At 73.0% G+C, this 19370-nt stretch carries 19 protein-coding genes; 6 read left to right on the forward strand and 13 right to left on the reverse strand.

Translation table 11 applies throughout. From position 1 onward, the window contains the following. Genes ON36_RS21495 through ON36_RS21520 form a run of 6 tightly spaced genes read right to left on the reverse strand, consistent with a single transcriptional unit; the run spans position 1 to position 5976 of the window. Entirely contained in the window at positions 1 to 858 is an 858-nt protein-coding gene (locus ON36_RS21495; RefSeq protein ID WP_043656593.1) for a metallophosphoesterase, read from the reverse strand. Then, entirely contained in the window at positions 855 to 2225 is a 1371-nt protein-coding gene (locus ON36_RS21500) for an ABC transporter substrate-binding protein (RefSeq protein WP_083885292.1), read from the reverse strand. Before ON36_RS21500 ends, ON36_RS21495 begins: the two co-directional genes overlap by 4 nt. Positions 2226 to 2270: 45 nt before the next feature. Then, a complete protein-coding gene (locus ON36_RS21505; protein WP_043656599.1) occupies positions 2271 to 3404 on the reverse strand; it encodes an ABC transporter ATP-binding protein in 1134 nt (377 codons plus the stop codon). A gap of 9 nt (positions 3405 to 3413) precedes the next feature. Next, positions 3414 to 4280 carry an alpha/beta hydrolase family protein gene (locus ON36_RS21510; RefSeq protein WP_043656601.1) on the reverse strand — a complete coding sequence of 289 codons (867 nt, stop codon included), beginning with the start codon at positions 4278 to 4280 and terminating at the stop codon, positions 3414 to 3416. After that, positions 4277 to 4801, reverse strand: coding sequence for a DUF4442 domain-containing protein (locus tag ON36_RS21515; RefSeq protein ID WP_043656604.1), 525 nt, complete (start codon positions 4799 to 4801; stop codon positions 4277 to 4279). Before ON36_RS21515 ends, ON36_RS21510 begins: the two co-directional genes overlap by 4 nt. 14 nt (positions 4802 to 4815) lie before the next feature. After that, on the reverse strand, positions 4816 to 5976 hold the full coding sequence (locus ON36_RS21520; RefSeq protein ID WP_043656606.1) for an acyl-CoA dehydrogenase family protein: 1161 nt from the start codon (positions 5974 to 5976) through the stop codon (positions 4816 to 4818). A gap of 151 nt (positions 5977 to 6127) precedes the next feature. On the opposite strand from ON36_RS21520, the gene ON36_RS21525 reads away from it, so the two are divergent. After that, positions 6128 to 7060, forward strand: coding sequence for a PDR/VanB family oxidoreductase (locus ON36_RS21525; RefSeq protein WP_052314225.1), 933 nt, complete (start codon positions 6128 to 6130; stop codon positions 7058 to 7060). 181 nt (positions 7061 to 7241) lie between these two features. On the opposite strand, the gene ON36_RS21530 is transcribed toward ON36_RS21525, so the two are convergent. Then, positions 7242 to 8456 carry a cytochrome P450 family protein gene (locus tag ON36_RS21530; protein WP_043656609.1) on the reverse strand — a complete coding sequence of 405 codons (1215 nt, stop codon included), beginning with the start codon at positions 8454 to 8456 and terminating at the stop codon, positions 7242 to 7244. 160 nt (positions 8457 to 8616) lie between these two features. Here ON36_RS21530 and ON36_RS21535 point away from each other — a divergent pair, with 160 nt between their 5' ends. Beyond that, the gene (locus tag ON36_RS21535; RefSeq protein ID WP_043656611.1) at positions 8617 to 9081 is read left to right on the forward strand and encodes a PaaI family thioesterase; all 465 of its coding nucleotides are present in this window, start codon (positions 8617 to 8619) and stop codon (positions 9079 to 9081) included. A gap of 57 nt (positions 9082 to 9138) precedes the next feature. Here the strand turns inward: ON36_RS21535 and ON36_RS21540 are convergent, their stop codons facing one another. The 6 genes from ON36_RS21540 to ON36_RS21565 are packed head-to-tail and all read right to left on the reverse strand — an operon-like array spanning position 9139 to position 14114. After that, a complete protein-coding gene (locus tag ON36_RS21540; protein WP_043656614.1) occupies positions 9139 to 9993 on the reverse strand; it encodes an acyl-ACP desaturase in 855 nt (284 codons plus the stop codon). Positions 9994 to 9997: 4 nt separating this feature from the next. Continuing rightward, entirely contained in the window at positions 9998 to 10834 is an 837-nt protein-coding gene (locus ON36_RS21545; RefSeq protein WP_043656617.1) for an SAM-dependent methyltransferase, read from the reverse strand. Continuing rightward, a complete protein-coding gene (locus ON36_RS21550; protein WP_043656620.1) occupies positions 10831 to 11100 on the reverse strand; it encodes an acyl carrier protein in 270 nt (89 codons plus the stop codon). The genes ON36_RS21545 and ON36_RS21550 overlap by 4 nt, the downstream gene beginning before the upstream one ends. Continuing rightward, complete coding sequence (locus tag ON36_RS21555) at positions 11097 to 11633, reverse strand: PaaI family thioesterase (protein ID WP_043656624.1); 537 nt, start codon at positions 11631 to 11633, stop codon at positions 11097 to 11099. Before ON36_RS21555 ends, ON36_RS21550 begins: the two co-directional genes overlap by 4 nt. Before the next feature lie 10 nt (positions 11634 to 11643). Continuing rightward, a complete protein-coding gene (locus ON36_RS21560; protein ID WP_043656627.1) occupies positions 11644 to 12432 on the reverse strand; it encodes a ferritin-like domain-containing protein in 789 nt (262 codons plus the stop codon). A 32-nt stretch (positions 12433 to 12464) separates the two neighbouring features. Continuing rightward, positions 12465 to 14114, reverse strand: coding sequence for an AMP-binding protein (locus ON36_RS21565; protein WP_043656630.1), 1650 nt, complete (start codon positions 14112 to 14114; stop codon positions 12465 to 12467). A gap of 168 nt (positions 14115 to 14282) precedes the next feature. Between ON36_RS21565 and ON36_RS21570 the strand changes: the two genes are divergently transcribed. Genes ON36_RS21570 through ON36_RS21585 form a run of 4 tightly spaced genes read left to right on the forward strand, consistent with a single transcriptional unit; the run spans position 14283 to position 19328 of the window. Beyond that, on the forward strand, positions 14283 to 15524 hold the full coding sequence (locus ON36_RS21570) for a cytochrome P450 (protein ID WP_052314226.1): 1242 nt from the start codon (positions 14283 to 14285) through the stop codon (positions 15522 to 15524). Continuing rightward, positions 15521 to 16747 (forward strand): cytochrome P450, encoded by a 1227-nt coding sequence (locus tag ON36_RS21575; protein WP_043656633.1) that lies wholly within the window; start codon positions 15521 to 15523, stop codon positions 16745 to 16747. Before ON36_RS21570 ends, ON36_RS21575 begins: the two co-directional genes overlap by 4 nt. Then, positions 16744 to 18090: an FAD-dependent oxidoreductase gene (locus ON36_RS21580; protein ID WP_052314227.1), complete on the forward strand. Its 1347-nt coding sequence runs from the start codon at positions 16744 to 16746 to the stop codon at positions 18088 to 18090. The genes ON36_RS21575 and ON36_RS21580 overlap by 4 nt, the downstream gene beginning before the upstream one ends. After that, a complete protein-coding gene (locus ON36_RS21585) occupies positions 18087 to 19328 on the forward strand; it encodes a cytochrome P450 (RefSeq protein WP_043656636.1) in 1242 nt (413 codons plus the stop codon). Before ON36_RS21580 ends, ON36_RS21585 begins: the two co-directional genes overlap by 4 nt. Positions 19329 to 19370 lie beyond the last annotated feature (42 nt).

Below are 19370 nucleotides of genomic sequence, written 5' to 3' on the forward strand. Positions count from 1 at the left end.
TCACCGCGTTTCCGCGGCGATCGCCGCGAGCTGGTCGAGCACCTCGGACTCGGGCCGGTCGTAGACCGGCGGCGCCGGGGTGGCCTCCACCGCGGTCGCGACGAACACCTCGTCGACGAGGTCGATGCGGCTGTAGCCGAATCCGGTCAGGCCGCGGTGACGGCCCGCCGGGGCGAAGGTGTCGATGCGGTAGGACAGCGCGGGCCCGATCCACACCGGCGCGCCCGCGAAGCCGGCCGCCCCGGTCAGGTGGTTGTGCCCGCACAGGATCATCCGCACGTCGCTGCCGCGCACGATCTCGGCGAGCGCGCCGGCGTCGGTGAGCCGCAGGAAGTCCGCGGCCACGTTCGCCGAACGCACCGGCGGGTGGTGCAGCACCAGCACGGTGCCGCGCTCGGCCGGCTCGGCCAGGACCCCGGCCAGCCAGGTCAGCTGCGCCTGCTCGAGCCGTCCCTCGTGCCGGAAGGGCGTGGTGCTGTCCAGCACCACGATCCGGACGCCGGCGACCTCGTGCACCCGGTCGAGCGGGGCGTCGGGGTCGACGCTGCCCGGCGCCGCGCCGAGCAGTTCCTCGGCGAAGGCGACCCGCTCGTCGTGGTTGCCCATGGCGTAGACCACCGAGGCCCCCAGTTCGGCCGCCACCGGGTCGATGGCGGCGCGCAGGCGCCGGTACGCCTCGCGGGACCCGTTGTCGGACAGGTCGCCGGACAGGATCAGCGCGTCGACGGCCCGCCCCGAGCCGCGCAGCGACGCGAGTACGGACAGCAGGTTGGCGTGGGTGTCGACCGCGCCATGGACGAGTTCGCCGGGCGCCCGCAGATGGGTGTCGGTCAGCTGGACGAAGGTGAGTTCGCTCATGTGGCGGGAAGGAGCTTGGCGCCCTGCTCGCGGGCGGCGGTCAGCGTGGACTGCGGGTCCTTGCCCTGGAACACCACGGCTTCGACGGCCTCCATCATGCCGTCGCGGATCTGCAGGTAGTTGTTGCCGGGCATGGAGATCCAGGGCTCCATGGCGGCCAGCTGCGCGACGTTCGGCCCGAGCAGCGGGTTCTGGCGCGACCATTCGGCCAGGGCGCCGACGGGCTCGAGCAGGCTGGTGCGCAGCGGCAGGTAGCCGATGTTCTGCGAGATCTTCACGTAGGACTCCTCGCTGGTGAGGAACTTGATCAGCTCCCAGGACGCGCGCTGCTTGGCCGGGTCGTTGGACAGGATGTGCAGGCCCGCACCGGAATTGGTGGGCACGGTGGCCTTGGTGCCGAACTTGGGCATGGTCGTCGAGCGCAGGTCCCACTTGTCCTTGGCGCCGGTGACGAACGTGCCCTGGATGGCGCTGGTCTCGAGGATCATGCCGATCTCGCCGCGGGCGAAGGCCTCGTAGCCCTGCTTCTGCTGCAGCTTCGGCATGCCGCCGCTGGTGACCAGATCCTGGGCCATCGTCACGACCTCGACGGCGGGGGCGTCGGCGTAGGTCAGGGTGCGGCGGTCCTCGGAGATGACGCGGCCGCCGTTGGAGCGCACCATCGACTGGAAGCACCAGTCCTTGGCGGTCTTGGTCAGGCAGTCGACGTAGACGCCGCCCTTGCCCGTCCTCGCGTTGATCGCCTTGGCCGCCGCGGCGACCTCGGCCCAGGTGGCCGGCGGCTTGGCCGGATCGAGGCCCGCCTCGGTGAACAGGCTCGCGTTGAAGTACAGCACCGGGGTGGAGAAGACGAACGGAACGCCGTAGGTGTGGCCGTCCCAGTCGTCGAGGGTGCGGGCGCGCGGCGCGTACGGGTGCCCGTTGCCGTCGAAGTTGCGCTGCACCGCGTCCTTGCCGACCAGGGTGTCCAGCGGCTTGGCGCCCAGCGAGTTGACCGTGAAGTCCAGGTCGGAGAAGCCGAGCTGGGCGACGTCCGGCGGGGTGCCCGCGACGATCTGGTTCTGGATGCTCGAGATCGTGTCGGTGGCCGGGTTGGGGCTGTTGCCCTGTGGCTTCTGCGCGGTGACCTTGATGTTGGGGTGCTTGGCGGAGAAGTCGGCGATCAGGGCGTTGAAGGTGTCGGTCCAGGCGCCCGCCAGGCCGTAGTTGTAGGACTCGAAGACGATCGAGACCTGCTGGTCGGCGGCCAGCTCCGGGATCTGGGCGGTCGAACCCGGGTCGCCGGTGCCCGAGCCGCCCAGGCCGCAGCCGGTCAGCGCGAGGGCGGTGGTGAACACCAGGCCCAGGACGGGCAAGGTGCGTTTCATGGTGGTTCTCCTCATCGTGTACCCCGCCTCGGGCGGCGGGGAGTCCTAGGCGACGGGCACGGCGGCCGCGTCGGTGACCCGCTCGGTCTCCTCCGTCGGTTCGCGCCAGGTCAGGCGCAGGCCGGTGGCGGGATCGAACAGGTGGATGTCGTCCGGGTCGACGCGCAGGGCGATGTCCTCGCCGGTGCGGACCCCGGCGGGGCGCGGGGCGCGGGCGCACAGCCGGGTCTCCCCGGCCTCGAGATGCACCAGTTCCTCGCTGCCCAGGTTCTCGACCATGCCGACCGTCGCGCGCACCTCGGTGGCGGTGGCGTCGATGCGCAACCGCTCCGGGCGGATGCCCGCGATGACGGGCTGATCGTCGGCATCCACCGGTGCGGCGATGCCGAGGGGGGCGTCGATCCCGTCGGCGACCAGCCGCAGCGCGCCGTCGCGGTGGGTGACGGTGGCGGGCAGCAGGTTCATCGGCGGCGCGCCGAGGAACCCGGCGACGAAGGTGGAGCGGGGCCGGTCGTAGAGCTCCTCGGGCGTGCCGAGCTGCTCGATCCGGCCGTCGTTGAGCAGGGCGATGCGGGTGGCCATGGTGGTGGCCTCGACCTGGTCGTGGGTGACGTAGAGGAACGTCGCCCCCAGGCGCCGGTGCAGCGCGATGAGCTCGGCGCGCGTGGCACTGCGCAGCTTCGCGTCCAGATTCGACAGCGGCTCGTCCATGAGGAACGCCCCGGGATCACGAACCATGGCCCGCGCCAGTGCGACCCGCTGCCGCTGCCCGCCCGAGAGCGCCACCGGCTTGCGGTCGAGCAGCGCCGACAGCTCCAGCGTGGCCGCGACGTCGCCGACCCGCCGCGCGATCTCGTCGCGGGACGTGCGCCGCGCGCGCAGCGGGAAGCCGATGTTGCGCGCCACCGACAGGTGCGGGTAGAGCGCGTAGCTCTGGAACACCATGGCCAGGTCGCGATGCTGGGGCGGGGTGTCGGTGATGTCCCTGCCGTCGAGCAGGATCCGGCCCGCGCTCGGCTGTTCGAGCCCGGCGATCATCCGTAGCAGGGTCGACTTGCCGCAGCCGCTGGGGCCGAGCAACACCATGAACTCACCGTCGGCGATGTCGAGGCTCACCTCGTGCACCGCCACCGCGCTGCCGAACCGCTTCGACACCGCTTCGATCTGCAATCGCGCCACGTCTCTCCTTCAGGCCGGCGCGGTGCCGGCCGTGATCCACTTCGCCACGCCCGCCGCGATCGCGGGCGCGTCCTTCACCCAGCGGAAGTGGTCGAGGTTGACCACCCCCGAGTTCTCGTCGATGTGCCAGCGGGTGACCGGCGCCGCGGGCATCCGCCCGGCCAGGAAGTCCACGTTGGACTTCGGGCCGAGTACGTCCTGCGACAGCGAGATCGCCAGCACGGGCACGGTCATCCGCGCCAGCAGCGTGTTGTAACGGCGGGAGCTGCCGCGGGGCCGGTAGTAGCTGGTCAGCGAATGGAACGACCAGTCGGCCATCACCCCGCCCGGCATGGGCGCGGGAATGAGCACGCCGCCGGGCCAGTGCCCCTTGACCCGGGCGACCAGCCCGATCCACTGGATCTGGCTCAGCGCCTCGAACCAGCGGCGCGGGCCGAACGCCCACCAGAACACGGTGCCGGTGCCGATGACGGTCACCCCGGCCACCCGGTCGGATTCCGCGGCGGCGAACAGCAGGGCCAGCTGCCCGCCGAGGCTGTGCCCGAACAGGTGCAGCGGCGCCTGCGGGAAACGCTCGGTGACCGCGTCCACGATCAGCGGCAGGTCGATCTCGAGCATCTCGCGGTAGCCGAAGTCCTCGTGCTCGCCGAAGGCCGGGGTGGCCTCGCCGTGGGCGCGCAGGTCGACCGTCGCCACCGAGAGCCCCTGCGCGCGCAGCGCCTGCGCGAGCGCGGTGTAGTTGCGCGCCTTCATGGCCATGGCGGGCAGGATGAGCACGACCGGCGCGGCGACGTCGTCGGCGGGCAGGAAGCGCAGCGTGAAGGTGACCCCGTCGGCGGTGGTCACCGTGGTCGCGTCGGGCGTCGTGGCGGTCACCGCTGCTCCGTGGGGTCGAGGACGACGTCGCAGACGTAGTCGAAGGTGAACTTGGCGACCAGGACGTCGGCGTCGTCGAACAGGGACGCCTTGCCCGACAGCTCGAACCGGCCCGACGCGGTCGCGCCGAGGATGTCCGCCAGCTCGGTCACGTCGACCGTCGCGATCGCGCGGATGCGGCCGAGGGCGGGCTTGCGGTAGGACTCACCGCCGCCGCGCAGCACCAGGCGTTCCACGGTGTGCAGCCGAGGGGCCGCGGCGCCGACGAACGCGGCGGCGCCCGCGATGTCGGCGGCGGTGAACAGCGCGCCCGCGTGGACGGTGCCCATGTGGTTGGCGACGCCGTCGCCCGCGGGGATCTCCACGACCGCGCGGTGCGCGGAGATCTCGGTGACGCGGGTGCCGACGGTGCGCCCGAACGGGACGAGGGCGTCGGAGACCGCGCGCAGGTATTCGTAGTCGACGGCGGCGGGGTCGAGGTCGGGGTAGGCGGCGGCGAAGCCGGCCGCGGTGCGGGTCATCGGTATGCGTCCTTTCAGCGGGGCCCGCGCAGCACGCGCCGGGCGATGGACCAGCGCAGTACCTCGGAGGGGCCTTCGTAGATGCGGAATGCCCTGGCCTCGACCAGGAACCGGGCGACGAGGTGGTCCTCGACGACGCCGAGGCCGCCGTGCAGCTGGACCGCGCGGTCGAGCACGCGCCAGACCGCCTCCGAGACGAAGGTCTTGGCGATCGAGGCCTCGTGGCGCGCCTGCGACGAGGCCGGGCCGTGCTCGTCGATGGTGGCCGCGGTGGCCGCGATCAGGCTGCGCGCCGCGGCGATGTCGATCTCGTTGTCGGCGATCAGTCCCTGGGCCAGGCCGTGCTCGGCGATCGGCGCCCCGAACGAGGTGCGGGTGCCGATGTGCTCGGCGGCCAGTTGCTGCGCGCGCACGGCGAGGCCGAGCCAGTTCATGCAGAACACCAGCCGCGAGGGCGCCAGCCGCACCTGGGCGAGTTCCAGGCCGCGCCCGACCTCGCCGAGCACCGCGGAGCCGGGGACCTCGCAGTCGGTGAAGCGGACCTCGCAGTGGCCGCCGGGCGCGCTGGTGTGGTCGAGGGTGGCCATGCGCCTGCCGACTTCGAGGCCGGGGTTGCCCGCGTCGACGAGGAACATCGTCGGGCCGTCGGTGGTGGTCGCCACGCAGATGGTGAACGCCGCGCCCGCGGCGCCGGTGGTGAAGTGCTTGGCGCCGTTGATGACCCAGCCGCGATCGGTCTCCTCGGCGACGGTCCGCAGCATGCGCGGGTCCGAGCCCGCGCCGGGGGCGGGCTCGGTCATGGCGATGGCCGAGCGGACCTCGCCGGAGGCGAGCGGGGCCAGGTACCGCGCGCGTTGCTCGTCGTTCGCGACGTGCGCGAGCAGATGGATGTTGCCGTCGTCGGGTGCCCAGGCGTTCACCGCGAGCGGGCCGAGCAGGCTGGCGCCCGCCGCCTCCAGGACGCGGGCCTGATCGCGGGTGTCGAGGCCGAGCCCGCCGTAGGCGGGATCGGACAGGGGGCCGAAGACGCCGGCCTCCTTGGCCTTCTTCTGCAGGTCGAGGCGCAGCGCGTCGTCGGTCACGCGGCCACCGGCCACGACCTCGCGTTCCACCGGGATGACGTGGTCTCGTACGAACTGCGCGGTCTTGTCGACCAGATTCGCCACAGCGGTCATGGCGTCAGTGTCGATCGCGTGTCGCCACGCCGAGGGCCGCGATAGTCAACGCCGATCGGTCCAGAAGAGTCGGCGGCGTCGCCGCCTGTTCCCGCCGCCGATCGGTGACGGTTGGCATCGACGACGACACGGCGAGGGGACGGGCAACGAGATGACCGAGCTGACCGTGCGGGTGACCGGCCGGCGCGACGAGGCGACCGGGGTGTTCTCCCTGACCCTGGCCGCCCCCGACGGGTCGGACCTGCCGCCGTGGGCGCCCGGCGCCCACATCGATGTCGAGGCGGGCCCGGTGGGCGCGCGCCAGTACTCGCTGTGCGGCGATCCGGGCCGGGCCGACCGGTGGCGGGTGGCGATCCTGCACGAGCCGGCGGGACGGGGCGGATCCGCGCACCTTTTCGCGACCGCGCACCCGGGCACCACGCTGCGGGTGTCGCACCCGCGCAACAACTTCGAGCTGGCGGCCGCGGGCGAGTACGTCTTCGTCGCGGGCGGCATCGGGATCACCCCGATCCTGCCGATGCTCGGCGAGGCCCGGGCGGCCGGCCGTCCCGCGACCCTGTACTACGGTGCCCGCACCCGCTCGCATCTGGCGTTCACCGACGAACTCGGTGCCGGGCCGCGGGTCCGACTCTTCCCCCAGGACGAGGCCGGGTTGCTGCCGGTCGCCGGGCTGTTCGAGGCCCACCCGGGCGCGACGGTGTACTGCTGCGGCCCCGAACCGTTGCTCGCCGCCGTCGAGGCCGAGGGCGCCCGGGTGGGCACCGAGGTCCGCGTCGAGCGGTTCGCCGCCCGCCCCGGGGCCGCCGCCGCGCCCACCGGCGAGTTCGAGATCCGGCTGGCCCGCACGGGCCGCACGTTGCGCGTGGCCGCCGACCGCTCCATCGTCGACGTCCTCGAGAGCGCCGGAGTCCCGGTGATCACCTCGTGCCGCGAGGGCACCTGCGGGAGCTGCGAGACCCCGGTCCTCGGCGGCGCCGTCGACCACCGCGACTCCCTGCTCACCGAGGCGGAGCGGGCCGCGGGCGCGACGATGATGCTGTGCGTGTCCCGGGCGCGCTCACGGGAGCTGGTGCTCGACCTGTGAAGCGCGGCGGCCGCACGCCGCCACAGATGTCCCGCCGGCGGATCCGCATCGGTCCGCGCGGCGGGAGCACACCCGGTGTGAGCGACCGGGGGACACCACGGCCCTCCCCGATCCAGGATCGGGGAGGGCCGTTCGGTCACTCGCCCGCACGTCCCCGCGAAGGCTGTCGATACGCCGCGGCTCAGCGCAGACGCACCGGGAGGGTGTCGAGACCGCGGATGAGGGTGCTGGCCTGCCTGCCGGGCGCGCGCGTGCCGGCGAGGCGCATGTCCGGGAAGCGGGCGAGCAGGGTGGTGAAGGCGATCTCGGCCTCGAGGCGGGCCAGCGGGGCGCCCACGCAGAAGTGGATGCCGTGGCCGAAGGCGAGGTGACCGGTGGGTTCGCGGGAGAGGTCGAGGCGGTCGGGGTCGGGAAAACGGTCGGGGTCGCGGTCGGCGGCGGCGGGCGCGAGGTACACCAGGTCGCCGGCGGGGATCTCGGTGCCGCCCAGCGTGAGCGGCTCGATCGCGTAGCGCATGGTCGCCATGTTGACCGGTCCGTCGTAGCGCAGGAACTCCTCGATCGCGGCGGGGATGCCTGCCGGATCGGCGCACAACGCGGCCAGGGCGGGCGGGTCGCCCAGGAGGGCGTAGAGGCCGTTGGCGATGAGATTGACCGTGGTCTCGTGCCCGGCGACGAGCAGCAGGAACGCCATGGCGACGAGTTCGGGCGGGGTCAGCCGGTCGCCGTCCGCCTCCGCGCGAACCAGGCCCGAGAGCAGATCCTCCCCGGGCCGGACCGCCTTCTCCCGCACCAGGTCCGCGAGGTAGGCGGCCATGGCGCCCGCGGCCGCCGCCCGCTCCTGCTCGCGTCCGGCCACCGCGACCATGGCCCTGGTCCAGGCGCGGAAGTCGTCGCGGTCGGGGGCGGGCACGCCGAGCAGGGCGCAGATCACCGCGATCGGCAGCGGTTCGGCGTAGGCGGCGAGCAGATCGGTCTCGGCGTAGGGGTCGAGTGCGGCGACCAGGTCCTGGGCCAGCGCGGTGATCGCCGGGCGCAGGGCCGCCACCCGTCGTGGCGTGAACGCGGCGGTGATCAGGGCGCGCAGGCGGGTGTGCCCGGGCGGGTCCATGTTGAGCATGTTGCCCAGCAGCGCGGCCGATTGCGGGTCCATCAGCGGCGTACCGCGTTCGGCGAGCACGAGCGCGTTGATGGCGGTGATGTCCTTGCCGAGCCGGGGATCGACGAAGGCGGCCCGCACCTCGGCGTAACCGATCACCACCCAGCGGATCGTGCCGTCGGGGAACCGGACCCGGTGCACCGGACCGCTGGCGCGCCAGCGGCGATAGGCGGCGTACGGGTCGGCGAAGAAGTCGGCCCCGAGCTCGTGGACGGGCGACGCGGCGATATCGGCCATGGGCTGACGCTAGGACGCCGCCGCGGGGTCGGCCTGCCCGCCGCAACAGCCTCGATCAGGCGATCGGAGGTGGTGATGCAATCGGGGAGCGGGCGGCGGTGTTCACCGTGCGCTGGTCGAATGAGTCCTGTCCGCAGGATTCCGGTTCGGGAGGACCACCATGACCACTACCGAAGTCGAACCCGACGCCACCGTCGCCCGGCGCGTGCACGAGCTGACCACCGTGTTCGAGCGCGGTCTGCAGGAGAAGCTGGGGGTCGGTGACTCGCTGGGCATCCGGCTCGACCACGCCGAGGAGGGGCGCACCCTCTATCACCTCGACCCCAACCCCGCCACCATCAACGCCATGTTCACCGTGCACGGCGGGGTGCTGGCGACGCTGCTCGACACCGCGATGGGCAGCGCGGTCTTCACCCGGCTTGGCGACGGGATCGCTTACACGACACTGGAATTAAAGGTGAACTTCATCCGGTCGGTCACCCTGGACGGCAGCAGGCTGACCTGTGAGGCGACCGCGGTGCACGTCGGTCGGCGCACCGCCACCGCCGAGGGACGCATCCACGACGCGGCCGGCAAGCTCGTCGCGCACGGGTCGACCACGATCCTGGTGCTCGACAACAACTGACGACACACCGTGGGCCGCTTCCGGAGGGGAAGCGGCCCACGGTGTGTCGCGGGGCGGTCAGCGCAGCGCGCGGCACTGCCCGACGAAGTCGACGAGTTCGCCGACCCGGTCGGACCGGGCGTCCACGGCGCGGTCGATGACCTTGATCAGATGCTCGTAGGCGGCGGTGTGGTCGTAGTCGGCGACGTCGGCGATCCTCAGCGCCCACCGCCAGTAGCCGCGCAACGTGTCCGACAGGGGCATACGGAACCCGGCGACCACGTCGCGGATCGGGTCGACGACCGCGTCCCCGTGCACCCGCAGATACCGGGTGACCACCTCGGCCATGAAACTGAAATGGCGCGCCTCGTCGCGCGAGAGCCGGGTCAGCAGCCCGGCCAGGGCCGGGTCCCCGACCACCTCGCGCAACTGCTGGTAGTACATCTGGGTGGCCTTCTCCTGCACCAGGGCGTAGGCGAAGAACTGCACCGGATGCGCGTAGGGCAGGTCGAAGGGCTTGCGGCCCTCGATCGCCAGTTCGGTGCGCAGCGCCGAGCGTTCGGCCATGCCCGAGGCCAGCTGGTAGCGGGCCAGCGCGCGGGCGTGGGTGTCCTCCTCGACCGCCCAGCGGACGGTGAAGTGGTAGAGCTCGCGGTTGTGTTCGAACACCGGCAGGTCCACGCTGTCGTCGACCGGGAACCAGCGGTGGTAGACGTCGAAGTAGCCGGGCAGATGATCCTCGATCAGCGTCACGAACTGCACGGCCGACCGCTGGCCCTCGGTGAGCAGGCCGGCGTCGGCGTCATCCCAGTCGACCCCGGTCTCCACATCCCAGGACCGGGTGGCGGGCGAGGCAGCGAGGAAGCCGTCGACGGCGGCGGTGATCTCGTCGGCCGGCAGCAGGGTGGCGGCGAAATCCGGTGTGGCACTCATCGACTCACCTCGCGTTACGGCAGGTCAGGGCGTAGTGCTTGGTGGTGTAGCCCCAGCCCGCGTTGGCGATCTCGAGATAGTGGCGCAACGTGTCGGCCATGCCGGGGCGGTGCGCGTCGATGGCGGCGGCGTTGCGGTCGACGCCGGTGATCCAGTCGTCGATGGTGCGCCGGTAGTGCTCGGTGAGGTCGTCGACCGCGACGATGGTGAATCCGGCGTCCTCGGCCGCGCGCACCAGCTCCGAGAGCGGCCGCAGGTCGCCCCAGCCGAAGATGTCGCCCCGCACGAACTCGGTGCCGGAACGCTCGTCGAACGCGCGGCGGGTCGCCTCGTTGCGGAAGCAGCTCTCGGACAGGTAGAGCGAGCCGCCCCTCCGCAGCACCGCGCGGGCCCGCCGCAGCACCTCGCCGGGATCGGGCATGTGCACGATGGACCCGAGCAGCGTGACCGCTTCGAAGGAGCGCGGCGGGAGGTCGAGTCGCTCGAAGTGGCCGACGCGGGTGCGCACCCGGTCGGTGAGGCCGCGGGCGGCGGCCTCCTCGGCGATGTACTCGTGCTGGCGCGGCGCGGGGCTGACCCCGAGGGTGTCGCACCCGTACTCGGCGGCCATGAACAGGATCAGCGATCCCCAGCCGCAGCCGATGTCGAGCAGCCGCTCGCCGCCGGCCAGCCCGAGCCGGTTCGCGACGAAGCGCAGCTTGTTGCGCTGGGCCTGCTCGAGGGAGTCGGCGGAGGTCTCGTAGCGGCCCGCGCTGTACTTGCGCAGCGGATCGAGGAACTGGCCGAAGAGGTCGGGATCGAGGTCGTAGTGCTGGTTGGTGTCGGCGGTCGGCGCGTTCACGCGGGCGTCGCTTCCGCGAGGGACTTCTCGACCACGCGGACGACGTCGGCGAGCGAGGACAGGGCGAAGACGTCGGCGTCGTCGAGCTCGATGTCGAAGGAGCGCTCGATGCGCGCGACCATGCGCAGCACCCGCACCGAGTCCACGCCCGCCATGGCGCGCAGGTCGGCGTCGGGGGTGAGGACCTCGGCGGGCAGGCCGGTCTCGGCGGTGGCGATCTCGGTGACGGTGGCCAGGATGGTGTCGGGGGACAGGGTGGTGGTCATGCGGGGTCTCCGTTCGGGATGGGCGCGTCGCCGGTGGACAGCGCGTGGGCGAGCAGGGCGACCTCGTCGTCGCCCAGGGTGAGCCGGTCGCGGACGGCGTGCAGGTCGAACGGCGCGTAGGTCGCCGTCGAGGACGCGCACACCGTGCCGTCGCCGTCGAGGATCTCCGCCGACGCGGTGATCGGGCCCGGCGCAGCCGCGCCGGACAGCCTTGCGACACAGCGGTATTCGTGGTCGACCGCCAGCGGGGTCAGGAAGCGGGTGCGCTGGGAGACGGTGAAGGCGGGCACGTGCCGTGCCAGCACGATGAGATTGCCCATCACCTCGTCGCAGATCACCCCGATGAGCCCGCCGTGCACGACGCCGGGGTAGGACTCGAAGCCGCGGTCGAGGCGGAACGCGCTCTCCAATCCGCCGTCGGCGCGCGGGGTGAACCGCAGGCGCAGCCCGGCCGGGTTGTGCGGGGAGCAGCCGAAGCAGCGATAGTCGGGGATCACCGACCAGGGCAGCGCCACGGCGTCGGGGGCGGTCACCGGCGGCCCGTCACGCGATGGCGTCGGCCAGGGCGCGGCGCACCCGGGCGTTGCTGGACAGGTCGAGGCCGGTGATGCCGGCGAAGGTGCGGCGGACCTTGTCGTGCAGCACGTCGAGTTCGCCCTCCGCGGCGACCTGCTCGAGGAACAGGTCGAATCCCGTGTCGATGGTCTCGTGGTCGCCGAGTTCGGTGATGCCCGCCTTGAAGGTGCTCACGGGGTGCTTGATCCTGGCCTCGGAGCTGTAGACGTAGAGCGTCTCGAGCACCGAGGGCAGCTCGGCGGGCAGGCGCTCGAGGCGGCGGGCCGTGTAGTGGATGAATTCGCGGGCGTGCCCGGCCTCGTCGCGGCTCGCGTTGAGCAGCAGGGTCTTCAGCACGGGCTCCTCGACCCAGGCCGCGACCGCGCGGTAGACGTGGTTGACGGTGAGCTCGGAGATGATGTTGGTGGCCAGCGTCGCCGAGGGGGTGGTGCCGGGGGCGTACGGTTCGCGCATCGCGTCGACGGCCCGCTCGTCGACGTCCTCGCCGATCGCGGCGAGCCAGGAGCGGAAGGCGTAGTGGTGCTGGACCTCCTGATAGCCCCACACGACGGCGAAGGTGGAGAAGTCGTAGTCGTCGGGGAACTCGCGCAGGAATCCGTCGACGGCGGCGATGACGTTGGACTCGCCCATCGCCGCGCTCTTGGCCAGGGTCACGTATTCGGGGCGGACCAGGGCGCGGTCGATCGCGTCCAGGTCGAGGTCGGCGAGCTTCCAGTGCAGGCGCTCGTAGTGACGGAAGACGTCGAAACTGTGCACGGGGGAGTCCTTTCCGGATCCGGGGCGTTCGGTCAGTGCTGTCCGGCCAGCAGCTCACGCGCGGCGAGGCGCCGCAGTTTGCCGCTGCTGGTGCGCGGGATGGTGCGCGGGGCGACGAGCAGCACGCGCACCGCGGCGAGGCCGAGCGAACCCGCCACCGCGGCCCGCACGGCGGCGGCGAGCTCGTCGGCGGCGGGGCCGGTGCGCTCGGTCTCGGCGATCAGCGCGATGGTCTCGGGGGTCTCGGTGTCGACGGCGGCGGTGCAGCGGCCCTTGTAGACGCCGGGCAGGGCGCGCACCGCGGCCTCGACGTCCTGGGCGTAGTAGTTCACGCCGCGTACGGTGATCATGTCCTTGCACCGGCCCGTGACGAACAGTTCGCCTGCGCGCCGGTATCCCAGGTCGCCGGTGCGCAGCCACCCGTCGGCGGTGAAGCGGTCGGCCACCGCGTCGGGGTCGACGGTGAGGTAGCCGGTGGTGACCGGCGCGCCCTGGATGAGGATCTCGCCGACCGCGCCGTCGGGCAGCTCGGCGCCGTCGCCGTCGACGACCCGGAGGGCGACGCCCTCGACAGCGGCCCCGACCCCGGCCACGGCGCGGGAATCCGGTGCGTCCGGGGCGGTCTCGCGGGCGAGGAACCGCTCGGACAGGTCGGCGCGGTCCACGTGCTCGAACACCGGCGCGCGGCCCAGCGGCGGGAAGGCGACGGCCAGCGTGGCCTCGGCCATGCCGTAGACGCCGAACATGGCGCTCGGGGCGAAACCGGCCGGGGCGAAGCGCTCGCAGAAGGCGGTCACCACCTCCTGCGAGATCGGTTCGGCGCCGTTGAACGCGATCCGCCAGTGCCGCAGGTCCAGCCGGGCGGCGTCCTCGGCGGACACCGCGCCGAGCAGGGCCTCGTACCCGAAGTTCGGCATGGCGGTGATGGTGGTGCCGCAGCGGGCGAACTCGCCGAGCCAGCGGGCCGGGTCCTTCACGAACGCCAGCGGCGACCACACGTCGGCGGGGATGCCGCGCAGCACGGCCGAGAGGGTGCCGAACAGGCCCATGTCGTGGAACAGCGGCAGCCAGAAACCGCCGCGGTCGGTGAGATCGAGGGCGATGCCGCGCCGGATCGCCGCCAGCCCGGCCATGACGTTGGCGTGGGTGAGGCGCACGCCCTTGGGCGTGGCGGTGCTGCCCGAGGTGAACTGGACCACGGCCTGATGCGCGGGGGTGAGGGCGGGCAGCGGCGTGTCCCGGTCGTCGTCCAGGAGGGTGTCGGTGGGCACGAACCGGACGCCGATGTCGCCGAGCAGGGCGGTCAGCTCCGCGAAGCGCGGCGAGACCAGCACCGTGCGCATGCCCGCCGCCCGGGTGATCGCCGAGAGTTTGCCGGGATAGCTCGCGGTCTGCCGGGCGCCGGCGGGCAGCGGCAGCGGTGTCGCCGCGGCCCCGGCGGCGGCGACACCGAAGAAGGCGACGAGGAACTCCGGCGCGTTGGGCGCGAGGATGCCGACCGGCTCGCCGCGCTCGACGCCCGACCGGACCAGCGCGGCCGCGGTGTTGCGCGAAAGACGGTGCAGCTCGGCGTTCTCCATGGTCTCGCCCACCGACCAGAAGTGCGCGCGCACCCGGGGGTGGGCGGCGGCGACGGCGGTGAGGGCCTCGGTCAGCGTGGCGGGGGCGGGCTGCGCGCTCATGCCGGAAACGACAACAGCGCCGCGTGACATCGCCGGAAACGAACGCTGAACCCTGCGCGCCGATAATCACGCTCGATCGCGCAATTGTGCTGGGTGATAACGGAGTTCGTCTATCGGGCGATCGGACGCCGCGATGACCGTCCCGGCGCGCCGACGGCCGGGCCGACCATGGGCGGCGTGAGTACCGAGCACGCGGCGGCACCGCCGCTGACCCCGGTGCAGCGCGCGGTGCTCGAGAGCGTGGCACCGCAGACGCGGCACAATCCCTACGACGCCTACGAGGTCCTGCGCGACGCGGGCCCCTTCGTCCCCGGCCCGCACGACACCCAGCTCGTCACGCGGCACGCGGAGGCCGTGGCCATCCTGTCGGACCCGCGCTGGAGCCACGCCGAGGAACCCGAGCTGCTGCACGCGGACAGCGAGGTCGAACTACCCGGCTCCTTCCTGTGGATGGAACCACCCGACCACACCCGGCTGCGCGGGCTGGTCGGCAAGGCCTTCACCGCCCGCACTGTGGACGGGCTGCGCACGCGCGCGGCCGAACTCGTCACCGGCCTGGTCGACGCCGCGCTCGCCGAGGGCGAGACCGATCTGCTCGAGGCGCTGGCCTACCCCGTCCCGCTGACACTGATCTGCGAACTGCTCGGCGTCCCCGCCGAGGCACACCCGCAGGTGCGGGCCATGTCGGCGGGCATCGCCCGCGGCCTCGACCCCGACCTGCTGCTCAGCCGCGCCGAGCTCGACGCCCGCACCGCCGCCGTCCACGAGTTCACCGCCTTCTTCGGCGACCTGATCGAACAGCGCCGCCGCGACCCGCGCGACGACCTGATCAGCGCGCTGGTCCGCGCCGAGGAGGCAGGCGTGCGGATGACCCACACCGAACTCGTCGGCACCCTGCTCATCCTGGTCGTCGCCGGACACGAGACCACCGTGAACCTCATCGGCAACGGCGTCCTGGCGCTGATCCGCCACCCCGAGCAGTTCGCCGCCCTGCGCGCCGATCCGGAGCTGGCCGGTCCCGCCGTGGACGAGGTGCTGCGCTACGACCCGCCGGTGCACCTCACGACACGCACCGCCCGCGCCCCGATCACCGTCGCCGGGCGCGACTTCGCGCCCGGCGAGGCGGTCATCGTGCTGCTGGGGTCGGCCAATCGCGACCCGGCCGCCTTTCCCCGCGCGGCCACCTTCGATCTGACCCGCTACCGGGGCCGGGCCGAACGGCACCTGTCGTTCGGCCTCGGCCTGCACTACTGCCTCGGCGCGCCGCTGGCCCGGCTGGAGATGCGCGCCGTCCTCACCGAACTCGCCGCCCGCGTCACGGCGATGACCGAACTGGCGCCCCCGCCGTACCGGCCCAACGTGGTCGTCCGCGGCATGTCCGCACTGCGCGTCCGCCTGGAGGGCCGATGACATCCACCCCGATCGCTTCCGACGCCTACGATTTCGACGCCTTCGCCGCGCACCGGCGCACCGACCCGTACCCGGCCTACGCGCGGGCGCGCGCCGCGGGCGCGTTCCTGCCGTTCCGGCTCGGCGAGGTCGAGGTCACCCTGGTCACCCGCTACGAGGAGTGCGCGGCTGTGCTGACCGGCGCCGACTGGGGGCACGGCTACGCGGCGGGCATCAGCCCCTTCCGCGACACCGCCGCCGCCATTCCCGGCTCGTTCGTGCGCATGGACCCGCCCGAGCACGGCCGCTACCGCAAGCTCGTCGCCAAGGCCTTCACCCCGCAGACCGTCGCCGAGCTCGCGCCCGTGGCGACCGGCGTGGTGGACGATCTGGTGACCGCGGCCCTGGCGCGGGGCAGCTTCGACGTGCTCGAGGACCTGGCCGTACCGCTGGCGGTCGCCATGATCCCGGTGCGGCTGCTCGGCGGTGACCCCGCCGACGGCGCGATGTTCCGGGAATGGCAGCTGGCCATCGCGCGCGGCAGCGATCCGGACGCGTTCCTCGACGAGGCCGCAGTGACCGCGCGGGGGGCCGCCGCCCTGGCCTGCATGGGCGCCTTCGCCGGCCTGGTCGCGGCGCGCAGGACCGACCCCGGCACCGACCTGCTCAGCGAGCTGGTGACCGCCGCGGGGCGCGAACGGCTCGCCGACGCCGAGATCATCGGCATGGCCCTGCTGCTGCTCGTCGCGGGCATGGAGACCTCGATCAACCTCATCGGCAACGGCCTGCTCGCCCTGCTGCGCCACCGCGACCAGTGGGAGCTGCTGCGCGAGCGCCCCGAACTCGTCGGGCCCGCCCTCGACGAGATGCTGCGCTACGACGCGCCCACCCAGTTCACGATCCGGGTGGCCCTGGCCGACACCGAGGTCGGCGGGCGCCGCTTCCGGCGCGGGGACGGCGTCGTCGTGCTGACCGGGTCGGCAGGCCGCGACGACCGGGTGTTCGACCGCGCGGACGAGTTCGACGTCACCCGTTACGCCGGAACCCGGCCCGCGCGCAAGCATCTCGGCTTCAGCCTCGGCATCCACTACTGCGTCGGCGCGCCGCTGGCCCGGCTCGAGGCCGAGGCCGCCCTCGGCGCCCTGCTGCGCCGGGCGCCGGAACTGGCGCTGACCGGCGACCCGATCGAATATCGGCCCAGCCTGATCCACCGCGGCCTGCGCGCGCTGCCGGTGACGCTGTGAGCGGCCACGCCGTCGTCGTCGGCGCCGGATTCGCCGGGCTGCTCGCCGCGCGGGCGCTGTCGGACGCGTTCGACCGGGTGACCGTGCTCGAACGCGACACCCACGACGGCAGCGTCAGCAGCCGCCGCGGCGTCCCGCAGGCCGCTCACCTGCACGGGCTGCTCGACCGCGGCCGCGCCGTGCTCGAGGAACTGCACCCCGGCTGCACCGCCGAACTGCTGCGCCGGGGCGCGAACGCCGCCGAGGTGCTGGTCGGCACCCGCTGGTACGCCGGCGGCGGCAGGCTGGCCTCGGGACCCACCGGGCTCACCTCGATCATCGCGACCCGGCCGCTGCTGGAAGCCGTCCTGCGCGAACGCACCCTCGCGCTGCCGGGGGTCGCGTTGCGCACCGGGGTCAGCGCGCGCGGACTCGCCGGAGACGCGACGCGGGTCGAGGCGGTCCTCGTCGACGGGCCGGAGGGCCACGGCGCCGTGCCCGCGGACCTGATCGTCGACGCGAGCGGGCGCGGCTCGCGCGCCGGGGACTGGCTGACCGGCATCGGGGCGCAGGCCCCCGCCGAGGAACGGCTCGAGGTCGACCTCGGCTACGCGTCGCGGTACTACCGGCACCGGCACGGACAGCTCGACGGCCAGTCCTCGGTCATCGTGTCCACCGGCGCCGACGGGCGCGGCGGCGGCGCGGTCCTGGTCGAGGGCGGGCGCTGGCACATCACCCTGGCCGGCATGCTCGGCGACCACCCGCCCGTCGACGAGGCGGGCTTCGCCGCCTACGCGGCCTCGCTCGCCGCGCCCGACATCGACACCCTCGTGGCCGGATCCGAGCCCCTGAGCGCGATCGTGCCCTACCGCTTCCGCACCGCCGTCCGCCGCCGGTTCGACCGATTGCCCGCTCCGCCGGTGGGTTTCGTCGTCATCGGCGACGCCATGACCGGGTTCAACCCGCTCTACGCCCAGGGCATGACCGTGGCCGCGCTCCAGGCGCGCGCCCTGCGGGCCACCCTGGCCGCCGACCCCGACCCGGCCCGCCTGCCCGCCCGCTACCACGCCGCGGCCCACGACGCGGCCGAGGTGGCCTGGCAACTGTCCACCGGATCGGATCTGAACCATCCGGGCGTGGCGGGCGTGCGCACCGCCCGCACCCGGCTCACCGGCGCCTATGTGCGCCGGGTCCAGCACGCTGCGCGGCACGACCCGAACGTCGCGCGGGCGTTCCTGCGGGTCGCCCATCTCGTCGATCCGCCCGCCGCCCTCGCCCATCCGCTGACGGCGGGCCGGGTTCTGCTGGGCGGCACCGTGTTCGACCGCACCCGTCACACCCACCGACAGGAGAGCAGCCGATGACCACCGTCACCCCGGACATCGCCGACGCGATGGTCCGCATCTTCGGCCCGGACGGCCGCGCCGACCCCTACAGCGCCGCCCGCGTGCTGCGCGAGGCCGGCCCGCTGCACCGGACGCCGCTGGGCCACTACGTGCTCACCCGCTACGAGGACTGCGCCGCGGTGCTGTCCACCACGGCGTGGAGCCACGCCGAGGAAGCGGCCATGATGCACCCGACCGTCTCGGCCGAGGACGCCGCCGAGGAACTGCCGACCTCCTTCCTCTGGATGGAGCCGCCGGACCACACCCGCCTGCGCAACCTGGTGACCAAGGGATTCACCCCGCGCATGGTGCAGCGGCTGCGCCCGCGCATCGAGCAGCTGTGCGAGCAGCTCGTCGGCGAAGTCCTCGCCGAACGCGACTTCGACCTGGTCGAGCGGATCGCCTACCCGCTGCCGCTGGTCATCGCCTGTGAGCTGATCGGCGTCCCGCCGGAGGCCTACGACCAGGTGCACCGCTGGTCGCTGGACCTGGCCCGCGGCTTCGACCACGACTACACCCTGCCCGAGGAGGCGTTGCGCGCCCGCAGCGCGGCCTCGCGCGGTTTCATGGCCTACTTCCGCGAACTGCTGAACGAGCGCCGCGCGAGCCCGCGCGACGACCTGCTCAGCGTGCTGTCCCAGGTCGAGGACCGTGGCGACGTGCTCACCGAGCAGGAGCTCCTCGCCACCTGCATCACCACGTTCGTGGCCGGGCACGAGACGACGGCCAACCTCGTCGGCACCGGCATGCTGCGGCTGCTGCGCAACCCCGATCAGATCGCGCTGCTGCGCGAACGGCCCGACCTGTGCGCCGCGGCGCCCGACGAACTGCTGCGGCTGGAACCGTCGGTGCAGATGACCACCCGGGCGGCCACCCGCCCGATCAGCGTGGCCGGGCACGACTTCGAGCAGGGCGAGGGCGTGGTCGTGCTGATCAACTCCGCCAACCACGACGAGGCCGCCTTCCCCGACCCCGACCGTGTCGACGTCGCCCGGTACTCGGATCCGATGAACCCGGCCAAGAAGCACCTGGGCTTCAGTCTCGGCATCCACTATTGCCTCGGCGCGCCGCTGGCACTGCTGGAGATGGAGATCCTGCTGCAGGTGCTGCTGCGCAAGGTGTCTGCCCTCGAGCTGCGCACCGACGAGCCCGTGTTCAAGCCGAACGTGGTCATCCGCGGGCTCGAGGAGCTGCCGGTCACCTTCCGCGGATTCTGACACCCGGATCGGGGAGGTAGCGGTGGCGCCGGGACCGGACGG

The sequence above is a fragment of the Nocardia thailandica NBRC 100428 genome, assembly GCF_000308795.1.
Taxonomy (GTDB): domain Bacteria; phylum Actinomycetota; class Actinomycetes; order Mycobacteriales; family Mycobacteriaceae; genus Nocardia; species Nocardia thailandica.